General features: G+C 62.2%; 18 protein-coding genes. 15 read left to right on the top strand and 3 right to left on the bottom strand.

The window, feature by feature from the left end:
- Positions 1 to 11: 11 nt before the first annotated feature.
- The 15 genes from ACSMXN_RS13765 to ACSMXN_RS13695 all read left to right on the top strand — a co-directional run bounded on the left by ACSMXN_RS13765 (position 12) and on the right by ACSMXN_RS13695 (position 14,343).
- A complete protein-coding gene (locus ACSMXN_RS13765; protein WP_022912042.1) occupies positions 12 to 530 on the top strand; it encodes a shikimate kinase in 519 nt (172 codons plus the stop codon).
- Positions 527 to 1,612, top strand: coding sequence for a 3-dehydroquinate synthase (aroB, locus tag ACSMXN_RS13760; RefSeq protein ID WP_022912041.1), 1,086 nt, complete (start codon positions 527 to 529; stop codon positions 1,610 to 1,612). Before ACSMXN_RS13765 ends, aroB begins: the two co-directional genes overlap by 4 nt.
- A gap of 16 nt (positions 1,613 to 1,628) precedes the next feature.
- Positions 1,629 to 2,108: a type II 3-dehydroquinate dehydratase gene (gene aroQ / locus ACSMXN_RS13755; RefSeq protein WP_022912040.1), complete on the top strand. Its 480-nt coding sequence runs from the start codon at positions 1,629 to 1,631 to the stop codon at positions 2,106 to 2,108.
- A 2-nt stretch (positions 2,109 to 2,110) separates the two neighbouring features.
- Positions 2,111 to 3,064, top strand: coding sequence for a bifunctional riboflavin kinase/FAD synthetase (locus ACSMXN_RS13750; protein ID WP_022912039.1), 954 nt, complete (start codon positions 2,111 to 2,113; stop codon positions 3,062 to 3,064).
- 171 nt (positions 3,065 to 3,235) lie between these two features.
- Positions 3,236 to 3,505 (top strand): 30S ribosomal protein S15, encoded by a 270-nt coding sequence (rpsO, locus tag ACSMXN_RS13745; RefSeq protein WP_027139114.1) that lies wholly within the window; start codon positions 3,236 to 3,238, stop codon positions 3,503 to 3,505.
- Positions 3,506 to 3,955: 450 nt separating this feature from the next.
- Positions 3,956 to 6,190 carry a polyribonucleotide nucleotidyltransferase gene (locus ACSMXN_RS13740; protein ID WP_022912037.1) on the top strand — a complete coding sequence of 745 codons (2,235 nt, stop codon included), beginning with the start codon at positions 3,956 to 3,958 and terminating at the stop codon, positions 6,188 to 6,190.
- 98 nt (positions 6,191 to 6,288) lie between these two features.
- Positions 6,289 to 7,143: an MOSC N-terminal beta barrel domain-containing protein gene (locus tag ACSMXN_RS13735; RefSeq protein ID WP_022912036.1), complete on the top strand. Its 855-nt coding sequence runs from the start codon at positions 6,289 to 6,291 to the stop codon at positions 7,141 to 7,143.
- Positions 7,144 to 7,334: 191 nt separating this feature from the next.
- Positions 7,335 to 8,411 carry an extracellular solute-binding protein gene (locus tag ACSMXN_RS13730; protein WP_022912035.1) on the top strand — a complete coding sequence of 359 codons (1,077 nt, stop codon included), beginning with the start codon at positions 7,335 to 7,337 and terminating at the stop codon, positions 8,409 to 8,411.
- On the top strand, positions 8,408 to 9,256 hold the full coding sequence (cysT, locus tag ACSMXN_RS13725) for a sulfate ABC transporter permease subunit CysT (RefSeq protein WP_027139112.1): 849 nt from the start codon (positions 8,408 to 8,410) through the stop codon (positions 9,254 to 9,256). Before ACSMXN_RS13730 ends, cysT begins: the two co-directional genes overlap by 4 nt.
- Positions 9,249 to 10,064 carry a sulfate ABC transporter permease subunit gene (locus tag ACSMXN_RS13720; protein ID WP_022912033.1) on the top strand — a complete coding sequence of 272 codons (816 nt, stop codon included), beginning with the start codon at positions 9,249 to 9,251 and terminating at the stop codon, positions 10,062 to 10,064. The genes cysT and ACSMXN_RS13720 overlap by 8 nt, the downstream gene beginning before the upstream one ends.
- A 1-nt stretch (position 10,065) precedes the next feature.
- Positions 10,066 to 11,031 carry a sulfate ABC transporter ATP-binding protein gene (locus ACSMXN_RS13715; RefSeq protein WP_022912032.1) on the top strand — a complete coding sequence of 322 codons (966 nt, stop codon included), beginning with the start codon at positions 10,066 to 10,068 and terminating at the stop codon, positions 11,029 to 11,031.
- A gap of 106 nt (positions 11,032 to 11,137) precedes the next feature.
- Positions 11,138 to 11,599, top strand: a complete 462-nt coding sequence (locus ACSMXN_RS13710) for an Rrf2 family transcriptional regulator (RefSeq protein WP_022912031.1) — start codon at positions 11,138 to 11,140, stop codon at positions 11,597 to 11,599.
- A gap of 62 nt (positions 11,600 to 11,661) precedes the next feature.
- Positions 11,662 to 13,014 carry a M16 family metallopeptidase gene (locus tag ACSMXN_RS13705; protein ID WP_455407589.1) on the top strand — a complete coding sequence of 451 codons (1,353 nt, stop codon included), beginning with the start codon at positions 11,662 to 11,664 and terminating at the stop codon, positions 13,012 to 13,014.
- Between the two features lie 35 nt (positions 13,015 to 13,049).
- A complete protein-coding gene (dapB, locus tag ACSMXN_RS13700) occupies positions 13,050 to 13,811 on the top strand; it encodes a 4-hydroxy-tetrahydrodipicolinate reductase (RefSeq protein WP_081648984.1) in 762 nt (253 codons plus the stop codon).
- 109 nt (positions 13,812 to 13,920) lie between these two features.
- Positions 13,921 to 14,343 (top strand): hypothetical protein, encoded by a 423-nt coding sequence (locus ACSMXN_RS13695; RefSeq protein WP_455407588.1) that lies wholly within the window; start codon positions 13,921 to 13,923, stop codon positions 14,341 to 14,343.
- A 67-nt stretch (positions 14,344 to 14,410) separates the two neighbouring features.
- Here ACSMXN_RS13695 and ACSMXN_RS13690 read toward each other — a convergent pair whose 3' ends face one another.
- The 3 genes from ACSMXN_RS13690 to ACSMXN_RS13680 all read right to left on the bottom strand — a co-directional run bounded on the left by ACSMXN_RS13690 (position 14,411) and on the right by ACSMXN_RS13680 (position 17,420).
- Positions 14,411 to 15,217 (bottom strand): dienelactone hydrolase family protein, encoded by an 807-nt coding sequence (locus ACSMXN_RS13690; protein WP_022912027.1) that lies wholly within the window; start codon positions 15,215 to 15,217, stop codon positions 14,411 to 14,413.
- A gap of 64 nt (positions 15,218 to 15,281) precedes the next feature.
- The gene (locus ACSMXN_RS13685) at positions 15,282 to 15,914 is read right to left on the bottom strand and encodes a maleylpyruvate isomerase family mycothiol-dependent enzyme (RefSeq protein WP_081648983.1); all 633 of its coding nucleotides are present in this window, start codon (positions 15,912 to 15,914) and stop codon (positions 15,282 to 15,284) included.
- Positions 15,915 to 15,956: 42 nt separating this feature from the next.
- Positions 15,957 to 17,420, bottom strand: a complete 1,464-nt coding sequence (locus ACSMXN_RS13680) for a DHA2 family efflux MFS transporter permease subunit (protein WP_022912025.1) — start codon at positions 17,418 to 17,420, stop codon at positions 15,957 to 15,959.
- Positions 17,421 to 17,495: the final 75 nt, after the last annotated feature.

Genomic DNA, 17,495 nt, shown 5'->3' with positions numbered 1-17,495 from the left:
AGCTTGATCTGATGGCTGTGCAACTCGTTATCGTGGGCCTGCCGGGTGCCGGAAAGTCCTCTGTCGGCGCTGCCGTTGCGAATCGCCTCGGGCTGCCGTTCTTGGATTCCGATGACCTTGTGCATGAGATGACTGGTCGTCCCGTTGGCGAGATCATCGCCGATGACGGCGAGGCCGCGTTCCGGGAGATCGAGGCGGCGGCGATCCTGGACACGCTTATCGATTTCGGCGGCGTGCTGGCTCTTGGCGGCGGTGCGGTAACCACAGCGGCCGTTCGGCAAGAATTGCGCGACTCGGCCGTTCCCGTCGCGCTGTTGACCGCTGATCAGCCGACGCTGGTTGCCAGAATCGGCAATACCCAGCACCGTCCGCTGTTGGCCGGCGATACTGCTGCCCGCCTGTTGGAGCTGGAAAGTCAGCGCGCTGAGCTGTATCGCGAAGTCGCAACAATCAGCATCGACACCTCGGCCTTGAGCATTGACGAGGTTGCCGCTCAACTCGCTAACCAACTGAAGCCGACACAGCCGTGAGCAAGACCACCCGGATCGCCGTTACCAATGCCCAACTGCAGAGCGCCTACGACGTCGTCATCGGCACCGGATTGCTTGGTGAGCTTCCGCCGTTGCTGACCGGAGCGCAGCGCGTTGCGATCATCCATCCGCCCACCCTTCGGGTCACTGCAGAGGTCGTGCGAGACGACTTGACGGCAGTCGGCTTTGAGGCACATGCCGTCGAGGTTCCTGACGGCGAGGACCAGAAGACCCTTGCTGTGGCTGGCTTCTGCTTCGATGTCCTGGGCCAGATCGGTTTCACCCGCAGCGACGCTATCGTCGGGCTCGGTGGTGGCGCGACGACTGATCTGGCCGGCTGGGTCGCAGCATCCTGGCTCAGGGGAGTGCGAATTGTGCAGATCCCGACGACGCTTGCGGGCATGGTCGACGCAGCTGTGGGCGGCAAGACGGGCATCAACATCGATCGCGGCAAGAACCTGGTCGGTGCCTTTCATCCACCAGTCGGTGTGCTTTGCGACTTGAGCACCCTCGCCACCCTTGGCGTAAACGACTACATCGCTGGCCTGGCCGAGGTCGTGAAGTGTGGCTTCATCGCCGATCCGGCGATTCTGGACCTCATCGAGGCGGATCCGGCTGAAGTGAGCCGTCCCGGCAATGTTCACGAGGCCGAGCTGATCGAACGTTCCGTGGCGATCAAGGCTCGGGTGGTTTCCGAAGACCTGACCGAACAGGGCCTGAGGGAGATATTGAACTATGGGCACACCCTCGGCCACGCCATCGAGAAGGCCGAACGTTACACCTGGCGCCACGGCGCGGCCGTGTCGATCGGGCTCGTCTATGCCGCTGAGTTGAGTCGTGCGCTTGGACGCCTTGACGACGAGACGGCCAATCGCCATAAGGCGATTCTGACGTCGCTCCGGCTGCCGGTCAGTTACCGTCCGGGTGCCTTCAACGAGCTGCTGGACACGATGAGGCTCGACAAAAAGTCGCGGGGCAACCGGCTGAGATTCGTAGTCCTGGACGGGCTGGCCAAGCCGACCACGATCGACAACCCTGACCCGGCGATATTGGTCGCCGCCTATTCCGAGGTTGCCCTATGAGTTCCGAGGGATCCCTATGAGCGAGCATCGCAGCGATCAAATCCGCCAGCGCTGCTTCGTCCTCAACGGTCCGAATCTGGGGCGATTGGGTACGCGTGAACCGCGCATCTACGGAAGCACGACGTATGACGAGCTGGCGGCGATGTGCGTGACTGCGGGTGACGAACTCGGCCTCACCGTTGAAGTCCGCCAATCTGATTCTGAGGCTGAGCTGATCAGCTGGGTCCACGAAGCCACCGACGCAGCAATTCCGGTGGTGTTGAACGCTGGTGCGTTGACGCACACGTCAATTGCCCTTCGTGATGCCGTGGCGGCGAGGACTGCCGCCGTGGTGGAGCTGCATATCTCCAACGTTTACTCCCGCGAGGAGTTTCGGCATCAGTCCTACCTTTCCGCGGTGTCGTCGGGTGTGATCGTCGGCCTCGGTGTGGCGGGCTACGTCCTGGCCCTGAGCTGGATCTCGTCCTCGGGCATCTCGATTCCGGACGGGCGGTAAGCGTGCAGCGATGGCGCGGGCTGGAGGCTATTCCGACCGGTTGGGGTCGCTGCGTGGCGACGATCGGCGTGTTCGACGGTGTGCACCGCGGGCATCAACAGATCATCGCCCGAGCCAAGGACGTCGCCCGCCCACGTGATCTACCGGTCGTCTTGATCACCTTCACGCCGCACCCGTCCGAGGTGGTGCGACCGGGCAGCCATCCGCCACTTCTGACCACCAACACGCGTAAGGCCGAGCTGGCTGCGCAGTTCGGCGTTGACGTGGTGGTCTTTATCCCCTTCACCGTCGAGTTCTCCCACCTCAGCCCGGCAGAATTCGTGCATCAGGCGTTGGTGGCAGACCTGCATGCCGACGCTGTGGTCGTTGGAGAGAATTTTCGATTCGGGCACAAGGCATCTGGCGATGTCTCGATGCTCGTGGAACTGGGCCAGCGTTTTGGCTTCGACGCCGAGGGCGTGCCGCTGCTTTCCGAGGTGAGCCGTCCAATCTCCTCCACCTACATTCGGTCCTGCGTCGAGGCCGGCGATCTGGACGCGGCAAGTCACGCGTTGGGCCGCCCGCACCGTTTGGACGGCGTTGTCGTTCGCGGCGATCAGCGCGGCCGAGATCTCGGTTTCCCGACCGCAAACGTGCGCGCTGAGACCTTCGCTGCTGTTCCCGCCGACGGCGTTTATGCCGGACGGGTCGTCCGGCTCGACGAGTGGGGAAACACCCGGACCGACACCGAGTCCAGGATCGCGGCGATCTCGGTCGGGACGAATCCGACGTTTGATGGTCGACATCGTTCGGTCGAGGCCTACATTCTCGATTTCGATGGCGACCTGTATGGCCAGAACCTTGGCGTTGAGTTCGTCAGCCGTCTACGGGGGATGGTCAAGTTCGACTCGATCGCCGACCTCGTCGTGCAGATGGCCGACGACGTCGAGCGCACCCGTTCGCTGTTGCTTGCCTGAAAGCAGCCACCTGCTTGCGATGGGGGAGTTCTGTGAGCTCGGTGCCTGCCGAGGCTGGTAGAGTTACCCAGAGTGCACGGTTTATTTGGCGTGCATACGTAGCGTGCGTTTATCACCCGTCGTGACTCAAACCGATGGGGCGCGCCTGCATCGAGAATGAAGGAGACTCCCGTGCCGTTGGCCCAGGACGTAAAGAAGCAGATTGTCATCGAGTACGGTGCCTCCGAAGCCGACACCGGTTCGGCTGAGGTCCAGATCGCGATGCTCAGCCGTCGGATCTCCGATCTGACCGAGCACCTCAAGATTCACAAGCATGACCACCACAGTCGTCGTGGTCTGCTCCTGCTTGTCGGCCAGCGCCGGCGTCTGCTGAACTACCTGACAAAAACCGACATCAACCGTTACCGCTCGATCATCGAGCGACTCGGTTTGCGTCGATAACGCAATTTGCGGCCTGCCTTCGTCACCCTGGGTAGGCCGCCGCACCGTGCATTCAGGTCCTGAATTGCTCGGCTCGGGCTCGCAAGCGCTTACTGGGCTACTGGGCTTACTGGGCTTACTGGGCTTACTGGGACGCAGAACCTGAGGCGCCCGCCGCGGCACGTCCGGCGGCAACGACGTAGCTAGACAATTTCATTGATATTGCTGGAGCTGGACACGGCGGGCACGAGGTAGTGCCGAAGCAGTGCGGCTCAACGAGGTCGGTCCTCGGTAGTGGCGTCCGCGATCGGTTCAGCGCCCGCGCTGAACGGATTCGTACGCTTCGATCGAAGACCGGCACCGCACCCCGCCGAGAATGATCGGCAATCGACGTGCGAGTGCAGTGTTCCGCTCCGGCTCCCGTAACAGTGTGCGCAACGGCGCACGCTGCCTACAGAGAGGCGGACACACATGTCCGAAGCCGTCGTCCACGAATCCGTGGCCGTCATCGACAACGGTTCATTCCCGAGCCGTACCATTCGATTCGAAACCGGTCGGCTGGCCAAGCAGGCCGCCGGCGCTGTCGTCGCATATCTCGACGACGACACCGTGCTTCTGTCAGCCACCACGGCAGGCAAGTCGCCCAGGGAGCAATTCGACTTCTTCCCGCTCACCGTCGACGTCGAAGAGCGTATGTACGCGGCCGGACGAATTCCCGGCTCATTCTTCCGCCGCGAAGGCCGGCCGTCCGAAGACGCCATTCTGACCTGCCGCCTCATCGACCGTCCGTTGCGGCCCACCTTCATCAAGGGCTTGCGCAACGAAGTTCAGGTCGTCATCACGGTCATGGCGCTGAACCCCGAGCACGCCTACGACGTACTTGCGATCAATGCCGCGTCAGCCTCTACGCAGATCTCTGGATTGCCGTTCAACGGTCCGGTCGGCGGCACTCGTGTCGGCCTGATCGACGGTCAATGGGTCGGGTTCCCGACTCAGTCCGAGCTCGAGCGGGCGACTTTCGACATGGTGGTCGCCGGGCGCCTACTCGAGTCCGGCGATGTCGCCATCATGATGGTCGAAGCTGAAGCTACCGAGAAGACCATCGAGCTCGTCGCCGGTGGCGCCACGCGGCCGACGGAGGAGGTCGTGGCCCAAGGCCTGGAAGCTGCCAAGCCGTTCATCGCCGCATTGTGTCGCGCGCAGTCCGAGCTCGCCGCGGCTGCCGCCAAGGAGACCCGGCAGTTCCCGGTGTTCCTCGACTACCAGGACGATGTCTACGCAGCGGTCAAGGATGGCTACAGCGCACTGGCGGCTGCCGCGCTGACCATTGCTGACAAGCAAGAGCGCGAGCTGGAACTTGACCGCATCAAGGACCTCGCCAAGTCAGAACTTGCAAACCAGTTCGAGGGCCGCGAGAAGGAGATCAGCGAGGCATACCGGTCGTTGAACAAGGCGCTGGTCCGTCAGCGCGTGCTTCGCGACAAGGTACGTATCGATGGCCGTGGTTTGACTGACATCAGGACACTCTCGGCCGAGGTAGAGGTCTTGCCGAGAGTGCACGGTTCGGCGCTGTTCGAGCGTGGCGAGACTCAGATCCTGGGTGTCACGACGCTCAACATGCTGGGTCTGGAGCAGAAGCTCGACACGCTCAGCCCTAATCGCACCAAGCGGTACATGCACAACTACAACTTCCCGCCCTATTCGACGGGCGAGACCGGACGAGTGGGCTCACCGAAGCGCCGCGAGATCGGTCACGGTGCACTCGCTGAGCGTGCCTTGATCCCCGTGTTGCCGAGCCGTGACGAATTCCCGTACGCGATTCGCCAGGTATCTGAGGCGCTCGGGTCAAATGGCTCGACCTCGATGGGTTCGGTCTGCGCCTCAACCCTCGGCCTACTCAACGCCGGCGTTCCGCTCAAGGCTCCGGTTGCGGGTATTGCCATGGGTCTCATCTCCGACACCGTGGATGGCAAGACCGAGTACGTCGCGCTCACCGACATTCTCGGTGCTGAGGACGCTTTCGGTGACATGGACTTCAAGGTGGCCGGCACGAAAGAGTTCGTGACGGCGCTGCAACTGGACACCAAGCTGGACGGAATTCCGTCAGAGGTACTCGCAGCAGCCCTGTCGCAGGCGCGGGATGCGCGCCTCCACATCCTCGACGTGATGGCCGAGGCCATCGATCGTCCGGACGAGATGAGCCCGTACGCACCGCGCGTGACGGTCGTAAAGATTCCGGTCGACAAGATCGGCGCAGTGATCGGCCCGAAGGGGCAGATGATCAACGCGATTCAGGACGAGACCGGCGCTCAGATCACCATCGAAGACGACGGCACGATCTACGTGGGTGCCTCCGACGGGCCGTCAGCGGCGGCCGCGGTCGATCGAATCAACGCGATCGCGAACCCGCAGATGCCCAAGGTGGGCGAACGATTCCTCGGCACGGTCGTCAAGACCGCGGCTTTCGGCGCGTTCGTGTCCCTGCTTCCCGGCAAGGACGGGTTGGTACACATCTCCAAGCTCGGCAACGGCAAGCGCATCGGCAAGGTCGAAGATGTGGTCAACGTCGGAGACAAGCTGCAGGTCGAGATCGTCGAGATCGATCAGCGGGGCAAGATCAGCCTCGTGCCGGTTACCGAAGACTCCGCCGGCGCAGCAGCGGCCCCTGCCGACGCTCCAGTGGCAGAGACGGTCGGGGCTGAGTAAGGCCCGTTAGTCGTAGTTGAAGAACTCGCTGAGGCGGGGGCATCGGAGAAACACCGAGCTCCCGCCTCAGCTTTGTTTCAGCAGCTAGCGTTGGGGCTATGAGGCTCAGCTCATTGCACATCTATCCGGTCAAGTCGACTCGCTCGATCGACCTTGAGCTCGCGACTGTCGAGCCGTGGGGGTTGAGATACGACCGACGCTGGATGGTGATCGACGAACACGGCGCGAACATTACGGCCAGGACCAACGCGAAGCTGTTTTCAGTCACGGCGACGCCACAGCCCGAGAACGCGCTGCTTCTGGACGCACCCGAGAGTGAGCCACTGTATGTCAGCGCACCGACGCGTGCGGGCCGCCTTCCAGTCCAGTTCTCCCGACTCGAGTACGCTCTGGCCGCTGGCACCGCCGCGGACGATTGGATCAGCCAAGCGATCTCGCAGTCGGCTCATCTGGTCTGGCTCGATGATCCGAAGCGCAGAGCGGTCAGCGAACGGCATGGTGGGCGCGACAACGACGTGATGAGCCTTGCAGACGCTGGACCGTTGTTGCTCACCCACGAAGCTTCGCTGGCGAGACTGAACGCGTGGATAGCCGAGGAATCCGCCCGCACCGATGATCCGGACACCGGGGCCCGCGAAGCGCCCCAGCCGCTTTCAATGATGCGTTTCCGACCGAATGTAGTGATAAGCAGCGACACCGCAGACCAGGTGGCCCCCTTTGCCGAGGACGGCTGGTCTGCCCTGAGAATTGGAAATGTGACCTTTCGGACGAGCGAATTGTGTGATCGTTGCGTAATGACGACTGTCGATCCGATCACACTCGAGAGGGGCAAGGAGCCGATCAGGACGATTGCTCGCCACCGCAACTGGTCGGGCGCGACGTGGTTCGGAACCCGTCTCATTCCGGTAACAACCGGCACACTTCGGGTGGGCGATCCAGTCAGCATTTCCTAGATACTCTGCCTGCTCGATATGCAAGCATCCGTAGTCTGCGACGGCGATGGGTGCGGAATCCCACATTTCGAAACGTGGTTCCCGGCCTGCGGGAGGGAATGCGATTCCCGTCATGTTGGTTAGAAGCGAAACCTGTCGTAATCTCTTCTAGTTCGATGGGAAACACAGACTCAATAGGAGGCAACGGTCTTATGGCAACGTTCCGTTCATTTGGCTCGCGGGGAGCGCGCATCCCGCTGGCCGCGCTGACCGTGGCAGTCGTCGCCGCGATCGGGCTGACGGGGTGTTCGTCGTCCTCGAATGCCTCTGACAAGACCGGCAGCAGCAGTGCCGCCGCAGGTGGTAGCAACAGCGGATCCAAGGTTGCCATCGTGGCCTACTCCGTTCCAAAGCCCGCCTACGATGCGCTCAGCGCGGGCTTCAACACGACCGATCAGGGTAAGGGCGTCACGTTCTCAGCCAGTTACGGCGCGAGCGGCGATCAAAGTCGGGCCGTGTCGAATGGCCAGGCGGCCGACTACGTAGCATTCTCGATCGAGCCCGACATGACGAAGTTGGTACCTGATCTGGTCAGTGAGGACTGGAACACTGGTCCGACCAAGGGCCTGGTGTCCGACTCGATCGTGGTCATCGCAGTTCGTAAAGGCAATCCGCTGGGAATCAAGGGCTGGGACGACATCGTCAAGCCCGGGGTCAAGATCGTCTCACCGGATCCGGGTTCGTCCGGCTCTGCCAAGTGGAATCTGCTGGCCGCCTTCGCGCACGGCTACATCAACGGCGGGGGAGAGGCCGGCGGTGAGGCTTACCTCAAGAAGTTCGCCGCCAACCTGGTCAGCAAGCCGGCGAGTGGGGCGGTAGCCACCCAGACGTTCTTGAGCGGTACCGGCGACGTGCTCATTTCGTACGAGAACGAAGCGATTGGAGCCAAGCAGAAGGAGCAGGCACTCGATTACGTCGTACCCGATGACAGTTTCCTGATCGAGAACCCGGCGGCGGTGACCAAGAGTGCGAACCAGGCAGCGAAAGACTTTCTTGCCTATGTCGAGAGCAATGCTGGTCAAACCATCTTTGCCAGCAAGGGCTACCGTCCCGTGCTGCCCGGCGTGACGGTGGGACAGGTTCAGGGTGCCAACGATCCGGCCAACCCTTTCCCGACGCCGAAGACGCTGACGAAGATAACTGATCTCGGGGGTTGGAGCAGCGTGAACACGAAGTACTTCGACAAGTCCAAGGGCATCATCACGAATATCTTGAAAAGCTCGGGATGACCTCGACGTTAACTGAGCAAGCTGTCAGCAGGGCGCCCCGACGTGAGCGCCCTGCTGACCAGTTCCGGATGGGACCGCTGTCGACCGCAGGGCTAGGCCTCGCGGTCCTGTGGTTGAGCATCCTTGTCCTACTGCCACTCGCGGCGGTGATCGCCAAGGGCACCGGCAGCGGCTGGAGCGGCTTTGCCAACGCATTCACCGACCCCGAGGCCTTCGCCGCCATTCGGTTGACGGTGCTGGCATCCCTGGCCGTTGGCGTGATCAATGCCGTGATGGGCACGATCATCGCGTGGGTGCTGGTGCGGGATCGGTTTCCTGGTAAGCGAATTCTCGAGATCGTCATCGACCTACCGTTCGCACTGCCGACCATCGTCGCGGGCCTCGTGCTACTGACCTTGTACAGCGCGCACAGCCCGATCGGCGTGCACCTGTACGCCACCAAGCCCGCAATCATCATTGCGTTGTTGTTCGTGACCCTGCCCTTCGTGGTGCGCTCGGTGGAGCCCGTGCTACTCGCGCTCGAGAGAGACGTTGAGGAGGCGGCCGCTTCGCTTGGCGCCGGTCCTTGGACGACGTTTCGGCGGATCGTGCTGCCTGCGATTGCTCCCGCGGTTCTCTCGGGGTCAGCGCTAGCGTTCGGCCGCGCCATGGGGGAGTTCGGATCGGTCGTGCTGATCTCCGGTCAGCTGCAACGAACGCAGATCGCCTCGCTGTACATCTACAACCAGATTCAAGACGATGCGCTGTCGGAAGCGGCCGCGACCGCGACCGTGTTGTTGATCATCAGCTTGCTAGTGATGGCGGCCGTCGCCGCGGTCGGATATTGGTCGGCCCGCCGTGCCTGATCAACTCGTCAAATCCCGTCCGGCGCGTTGGACCCTGCGCTATGTAGCGTTGGTCTACGTGACGCTACTTGTCGCACTGCCGGTGGGTACCGTGTTCTGGCGAACCTTCGAACAGGGCTGGAGCGCGTTCGCGGATGCTCTGACCGCTCCGGAGTCCGTACACGCGTTCAAACTCACTGCGATCGTGGCCGGATCTGCGGTGTTGATCAATACCGTCTTTGGCATCGGTGCCGCGATCTTGATGGCGAGATATTCCTTTCCTGGAAAGCGTATCTTCGGTCTCGTCATCGACTTACCCGTCTCCGTATCACCAATCGTTGTTGGGTTCGCCCTGATCCTCGTCTTCGGATTTCGGACCGGGTGGTTCGGTCCAGCACTACGCGACGCTGGAATTCAGATCATTTTCGCGACTCCCGGAATGATCCTGGCAACCTGTTTCGTGTCCCTGCCGCTCGTTGTCCGCGAAGTGCTACCAGTCCTGCAGGAAACCGGCATCGATCAGGAACAGGCCGCCAGGTCGCTCGGCGCAAACTCGGGTCAGCGCTTTCTCCGGATCACGCTGCCAACAATCAAATGGGCGCTGGCGTACGGCATCGTCCTCAGTATTGCTCGCTGCATCGGAGAATTCGGCGCGGTCAAGGTCGTCTCCGGAAATGTCACCGGGCAGACCCAGACAGTTACGCTCCTTGTCGATCAGCATGCCGAGCAATTCGAGACTGGCGCATACCAGCTGTCGGTCGTGTTGATCATCGTCGCGGCCGTGTGCATCATTGGAATTTCGTTCATCCGCCCTCAGGAAGGTGCCTGAAATGGGTATCGCCGCAACCCACATTCACAAGAGGTTCGGTGACTTCGTGGCGCTCGACGACGTCAATCTCAATGTCGAGACTGGTCAACTCACCGCGCTTCTCGGCCCGAGCGGGGGCGGCAAATCGACCTTGCTTCGTATCATCGGCGGCCTGGAAGACGCGGACAGTGGTTCGGTAGTGATCGACGGCGTCGAGGCGACCGGAGTTCCCGCCCAAAGGCGCAATGTCGGCTTCGTGTTTCAGCACTACGCGGCGTTCAAGCACCTTTCGGTATACCGCAACGTCGCGTTCGGACTGGAGATACGCAAGCGACCCAAGGCAGAGATTCGGGCTCGCGTGCACGAGTTACTCGAGCTCGTGCACCTCGACCAATTCGCCGAACGGCTGCCGTCCCAGCTGTCCGGCGGCCAGCGTCAGCGAATGGCGTTGGCTCGCGCTCTGGCGGTCGAACCGAAGGTGCTACTACTGGACGAGCCATTCGGTGCACTCGACGCCAAAGTCCGCAAAGAACTGCGGGATTGGCTGCGACGCCTGCACGACGAGGTGCATGTGACCACCGTATTCGTCACCCACGATCAGGAAGAAGCTCTAGAGGTGTCGGATTCCCTGGTCGTGATCAACCAGGGACGAATAGAGCAGGTCGGCAGCCCGAACGAGCTTTACGATCATCCCGCGAACGACTTCGTGATGAGTTTTCTCGGTCCGGTGACCGAGCTCAATGGACAGCTGGTACGACCGCATGACATCGAGGTTCTCACGAGCGACGTAGTCGGGGCGGTTCAGGCGAAGGTGTCGCGGCTCGTCCGGATCGGTTTTGAGGTCCGCGCCGAACTGGATGCCGGTGAGAGCCAGCCGTGGGTTCAACTGACCAGGGGACAGTCTGACGCGCTGGATTTGCAGGCCGGCAGCATCGTCTGGCTAAGACCAGCCCATGACGCGTCCACGCTCATCCCGCGGGCCGGCTGAGCCGAGACCCGCACGATTGGCCGGGCGGCTGTGCAGTCGCTACGACCGCCGCGCGCGGTCTCGACGATATTCTCCCAATTTCTGCAGGATTTGAGAGAATGACCCGGTGGAGATCTCAGCGAAGAGTGACTACGCGGTCCGAGCCCTGCTCGAGCTTGCGGCCAAGGCACCCGCACTGGTCAAGATCGATGTCATTGTCGGCGATCAGCAACTACCCAAGAAGTTCGTCGAAGCGATCCTGGGTGACCTTCGCCGGGCTGGCATCGTTCGATCCATGCGTGGCGCCGATGGCGGGTACGCCCTGGCTCGACCGGCCACTGAGATCTCGATCGGCGCCGTCATTCGAGCAGTCGATGGGCCGCTTGCTGAGGTTCGCGGTCTCCGGCCGGACGAGATGAACTACATCGGGCTGGCCGAGCACCTTCCCGGGCTATGGGTTGCGGTTCGCGCGAGCCTGAGACGGGTGCTCGATGAGACGTCTCTCCAGCAGTTGCTGACGGGCAAGATGCCGGCCCACGTGCGGCGCATGATCGAAGACCCCAATGCTTGGGCGCGCCGGACGCCCTGACATTTAGCGCATCCAGGGTGGTTGAGGGCACACCAAGGCTAGCTGGCAACTAGGCTGTGTCGGTGACCCGACGCACCTCGACCAGGACCTTGCCCGCCAGTGGCGGCGGCGTCATCAAACGAACGGTGCTACCTGGCGGACTTCGCATCATTACCGAGGCAATGCCTGGCGTGCGCTCAGCGAGTGTCGGCGTGTGGGTCGGAGTCGGTTCGAGAGACGAGACCCCGTCGGTCGCCGGCGCCAGCCACTTTCTCGAACATCTGCTGTTCAAGGGGACCCGGACACGTTCTGCTCTCGATATTGCAGCCGCGATGGATTCAGTAGGTGGCGAGTTCAACGCGTTCACCGAGAAGGAGCACACGTGCTTCTACGCCACGGTGCTCGATCGTGAGCTTGCGCTCGCAGTTGATGTCATTTCCGATGTGGTCCTGAACGCCACGATTACCGGCGCTGATGTCGATGTCGAGCGAACCGTCGTGCTTGAAGAGATCTCGATGCGCGATGACGACCCCTCCGATCTCGTCCATGACGAATTCTGTGGCGCGCTGTTCGGCGACAGCCCGCTCGGGCGCCCCATCCTCGGTACTGAGGAGTCGATTCAACGGCTCACGCGGACGCAGATCTACGGGTACTACGCCCGTCGCTACAAGCCATCAGAAATGGTCGTTGCCGTCGCGGGCAATATAGATCACGCCGAGGTTGTCAAACTTGTCCGTCGGTCTTTCGAAGGCAGACTGGATCCGGCTGATCAAGGAGAAAAAGGCCGACTCGGTCGGACTGGGGACGCGACCAGAACCGCGACCACTCGCTCGACGCGGCCGACCGTACACCCGCCGGTGGAAAGCATCCGGATTGTCGGAGATGAGACTGAGCAAGCCAACATAATCCTGGGTAGCTCTGGGTTGTCACGTATGGACGACCGCCGCTTCGTCCTTGGCGTTCTATCAACTGCAATCGGCGGTGGTATGTCGTCAAGGCTGTTTCAGCAGGTCCGGGAACAGCGCGGTCTGGCCTACTCGACGTATTCGTTCACCTCCGGTTATGCCGGCGACGGGTTGTTCGCGATGTATGCAGGCTGTCAACCAGCGAAGGCGGACGAGGTCGTGGCGATCATGCGTTCGGTAATGGACACGGTCGCAGCAGAGGGTCTCACTGCAGAAGAGGTAGAACGCGGCAAGGGCCAGATGCGTGGCGGTCTGGTACTTGGCCTGGAAGACTCAGGCTCACGAATGACCAGGATTGGTAAGGCGGAACTGAGCTACGGCGACGTCCTCGGCGTTGACGAGTTGCTGGCCGGGGTGGACGCGGTCGATGTCGAACAGGTCAACGACTTGGCGGCCGAGTTATTGCAGCGGCCGCGGTGCCTCACGGTCGTCGGGCCCTTTGACACGCACGATTTCGATACCGCGGTCTGATGGGCCCCCATGGCTGGCTGGAAGAGAAAGAGGAGATGACGGACGTGACGGAGCCGATTCGCGTTGGCGTGCTTGGAGCTCGAGGCCGCATGGGTCAGGAGACCTGTAAGGCAACGGTCGCTGCGCCCGACCTCGATCTCGTAGCGATGGTTGACATCGGTGACTGGTTGTTCTCGGTTGCCGATGCCGACGCTCAGGTCATCGTTGACTTCACCCACCCCGACGTGGTGATGGAAAATCTGCGATTTGCCATCGACAACGATATTCACGCTGTAGTCGGCACGACCGGATTCACCGATGAGAAGCTCGACACCCTGCGGACGTGGCTGGCGGACAAGCCCGGGCTCGGCATCATCATCGCGCCGAATTTCGGGATCGGCGCTGTTCTTTCGATGCGGTTCGCCGAGTTGGCCGCGCCGTATTTTGCTTCGGCAGAGGTGATCGAATTGCATCATCCTGACAAGGCTGATGCGCCATCAGGTACGGCCACGCGCACGGCAATGCTGATCGCCGAGGCGCGAAAGCAAGCGGGCCTAGGTGCAATGCCCGACGCGACCTCGAGCGAAGTCGCCGGAGCACGGGGTGCTGACCTCGATGGGGTGCGAGTGCATTCGATTCGGGCTACCGGCCTTGTTGCACATCAGGAGGTGCTGTTTGGCACGGATGGTGAAACGCTCATCATCCGCCATGACTCCTTCGACCGGGCATCGTTCATGCCTGGTGTTTTGCTGGCCATCCGTGAGGTAGCGAAGCGTCCCGGGCTTACCGTCGGGTTGGATCCGCTTCTCGGCCTATGACGCGCCCTCCGACAGCGGATTCGCTGGAATGCCAGCCCGATCAGCAGTTGCCGACCGATGCGCGAGCACTGAAAACCGGCCGCCGATGAGACGCGCGAATCCTCTCATCGTGGTAGCGATCCTGCTGTTCGCGATGGCGACTTATTTCATCCTGATCGGTATTCGCGGCGTCTATCTCCTCGAACAGGAACGCTGGGTTCTCAAGTTGCTGGGCATTGCCGTCTTGATTCTGCCGCTGGTTGGTCTCTGGGTGGTCGTCGCTGAGCTGCGCTTCGGTGCTGCGAGCCAGCGCTTGGCCGAGCGGATGCACGCAGAAGGGCTATCAACGGCGCTGCCTGAATTGCCGCGCCGGGCGTCCGGCCGTCTCGATCGCGCGGCGGCCGATTCCTGGTTTGAAACACGACGCCGACAGGTGGAAGCTTCGCCCGAGGACTGGACCGGGTGGTTTCGCCTTGCCCAGGCCTACGATCTCGCGGGCGATCGGAAACGGGCGCGCGAAGCGCTGCGGACCGCGATTGGCAAGGCCGGCTGACACCTGATCCCGTCGGGCGGTCGAGGCTGGCGGCAGCTGCAGGCCGTCCGGTCCCTGCGGACGGACGCTATCGGGCTGCCGCTGTGTGCTCGTCCAGAAAGGTCACTGCGTCCGGCCACGCCGCCCGATCCGCGGCGTCGTTGCGTAGCGGGGGTTCTGGAGCTGAGAAGGCGTGCCCTGCTCCCGGGTAAATATTGATCTGGTGATCGACGTCCCAGCGCGACAGTCGTTCTCGAAGATCATCAGCGCTCGCCGCCGGCATCACATCGTCCTGGTCGCCGTAGATGAACAGCGTCGGGCACCGGAGCGCCCACAGCAGGTCGATTGCGTGCACTGGCCTTGATCGGGTCAGCTCCGGGAAGGTCGGTTGGCTGGGAAAGAACAGGATCGCAGCGGCGACGCGATCAGACAGCTCAGCAGCCAGGAGGGAGAGCGTGGCGCCGGTGCAGTAGCCCCACACCGCGATTCGTGTCGAATCGACATAGTCCAGCGACGCCGCATAATCCACCGCGGTCAGCTGATCATGAGCACCGGCGGTGAAATCCAGCGCCTCGATGAAGCTCATGACCTCGGTGAAGTCGGAGTAGTTCTCAGGGTCCTTCAGGCCGGCGCCGCGGTAGTAATCCGGAACGACGACGACGTAGCCGAGGTGAGCCAGGGTGGCAGCGACCCTGCGACCGAAGTCGTTGATCCCGAACGCTTCAACTCCCAGCACCACGGCTGGATGGGGCCCGTCACCGACCGGCCGAAAGACCAGCGTCGGCACTGTTCCGCCGTACCGCGAGGTCAATTCCAATGAGGATTCCACCACGTCGGCGTACCGGTCTTCGGTTGGCAACTCAAGAGCTTCTGCGGATCTCTGGGTGCGTGTCATTGCACGATCAGATCACTAGCGCATCCGCGCGACAACGTTCAGTGACGCACTGACAGCACGACCCCTAGAACGGCCACGGCGGCAGCTGGGGTAGGTCAGGACGGGTGGGCCTGCCCACCAGCCACGCCAGCAGTTCCGTTGCGGGCAGTTCGGGTACCACGGCATTGGCTGACGAACGCGCCAGAGCCTGCAGCTGAGCGTGCAATGTCGAGACGACGAAGTTCTCCGGCCAGTCCGCGACGGTGTACCCGACGTTCAAGTCCAGATGATGTATCTCGAGTTCAGACCAGCGCATGCTGACCAGGTCCCGAGCCGTGATCGGGAGTCGCCAGTTCACCGGCGTGCCCAACAATTCAGTCGAGATGGCGCTAAGCGAATCCAGAACCCGCCTGCTCGCGAAGGAGAAATCGGCCGAGATGAGTTCGGTGGGCCGACCAGCGCCCTCGGCGATCGCAGCGTCACGTGCGGGCGGACCGCCCGGGTACATCTCTGGCGTGTCGCCAGCGAGAACCCCTTCAGCGAGCCTGTTCAGGGCGTCGGCATTGCGGGCGAGGTGGGTTGCTACGTGCCCGCGGCTCCAGCCTGGCAATGCGGAGTCCTCCCGCATCTGCTGAGTAGTCAATGTAGAGATCGCGTGGCGGACCCGCTCGTGCGATTGGTCGACCGCGACCAGCAGCCCGGGATAGTCCATCGTCATGGCTTGGACCTTAATCCAGCGTGGGCGCGCGGTCATGTGATGTCAGCGAACCGGTTGAGCCTGCTCCGTACGCGGCGTCACCTTGGCGACCTTCGGTTTGCGGGGCACGATGGTTGCTGCCGCGTCGACGTCTTTGATCGTCAGCGCCGCGAGAGCGCCGAGAAGAGTAATTGCGGCCGCAGCTAAGAACCCCGCGCGGTAGGCGACCAGATGCGGCACGACCTGACCGTCAACCACGTGGGTTGGGTTCAGGGCGACCGCAATGGTGGCGATAAGCGCCACCCCCACCGCACTGCCCAACCGCGACTGGGTGTTGAACAGGGTCGTCGCTCGTCCGAGCTTTTCCGGCGCGACTGTGGCGAAGCCTGCTGCCTGCGCGGGGATGAAGATTCCGGAAAGGCCCATTCCGAGAACGAACATGATCAGTCGGATCAGCCACAGGTTCGTACCGGTACCGACCAGACTCAGTAAGGCCATCATCGCCGCGACCAGGATGCACGCGGCGCACATGATCCTGCGGGGCCCGAGCGCAGGGTAGAGCCGACGGGTCACAACCTGTGACATCACCATCACCCCGATCGCTTCGGGAAAGGTGTTCAGCCCCGACTCCAACGCCGACAGCCCAAGCCCATCCTGGAAGAACAGCGCGACGAGATAGAGGACGCCGAAGAATCCGACAGACATGAGGGTCAGGACGAGCAGAGTCGAATTGAACAGCCGGTTCGCATACAGACGCAGATCGAGCATGGGCTCTTTGGTCCGCAATTCGAACCAAACGAGCACCGCCAGCAATATCGCGCCGACGATTGATGTGGTGATGACAGCGACGCTGCTCCAACCCTTCGACGGACCTTCGGAGATTCCGTACATGAACAGGCCCAACCCGGCGCCCGCGAGCAGAAATCCGGGTAAGTCGAAGCGGCCCGGATTCTCATGCCTTGGATCGGCGAGGAAGATCAGACCGAAGACGAGAGCGATAACGCCGATCGGCACATTCACGTAGAAGACCCATCGCCAAGACAGATAGTCGACGAACAAACCACCGAGCACCGGCCCGAGGGCGGGGGCTAATGCAGTGGGAATGATCAGGATGGCGGACGCCCGAACTCGTTCTGCGGGTGGAAATACGCTGAACAGCATCGCCATTCCGACGGGCGCCATCAAGCCGCCTCCCACGCCCTGGAACACCCGGAACAGGACCAGTTCGTTGAGGCTCGTCGCCGCGCCGCACAGCGCCGAAGCCGCCGTGAAGATCACGATGGCGCCGAGCAACACCCGCTTGGTACCCAATCGGTCGCCAAGCCATCCGGATGCCGGGATGAATACGGCGAGACTGACCAGGAAACCAATCACGACGGTGTCTACCTGGGCGGGGTCGGTGTTGAATTCCCGCCCAATCGTGGGTACCGCAACGTTGATGATCGTCGTGTCGATGATGGTCATGAACATCGCCGCGACGAAGACCGCGCTGACCGCTACCTTTTGGCTGAGCTGAAGTTTTGCCATAGTCCTTTAACCGTAAGCGAAGGTCTCTTCCGTTGGATCGCCAGCCTCACTCGTTGCCGCTGCGGGATTCCCCAC

It is taken from the genome of Parajatrophihabitans canadensis (assembly GCF_053764775.1).
The sequence above is the reverse complement of the archived record's forward strand: the minus strand, read 5'-3'. Positions and strand labels throughout refer to the sequence as shown.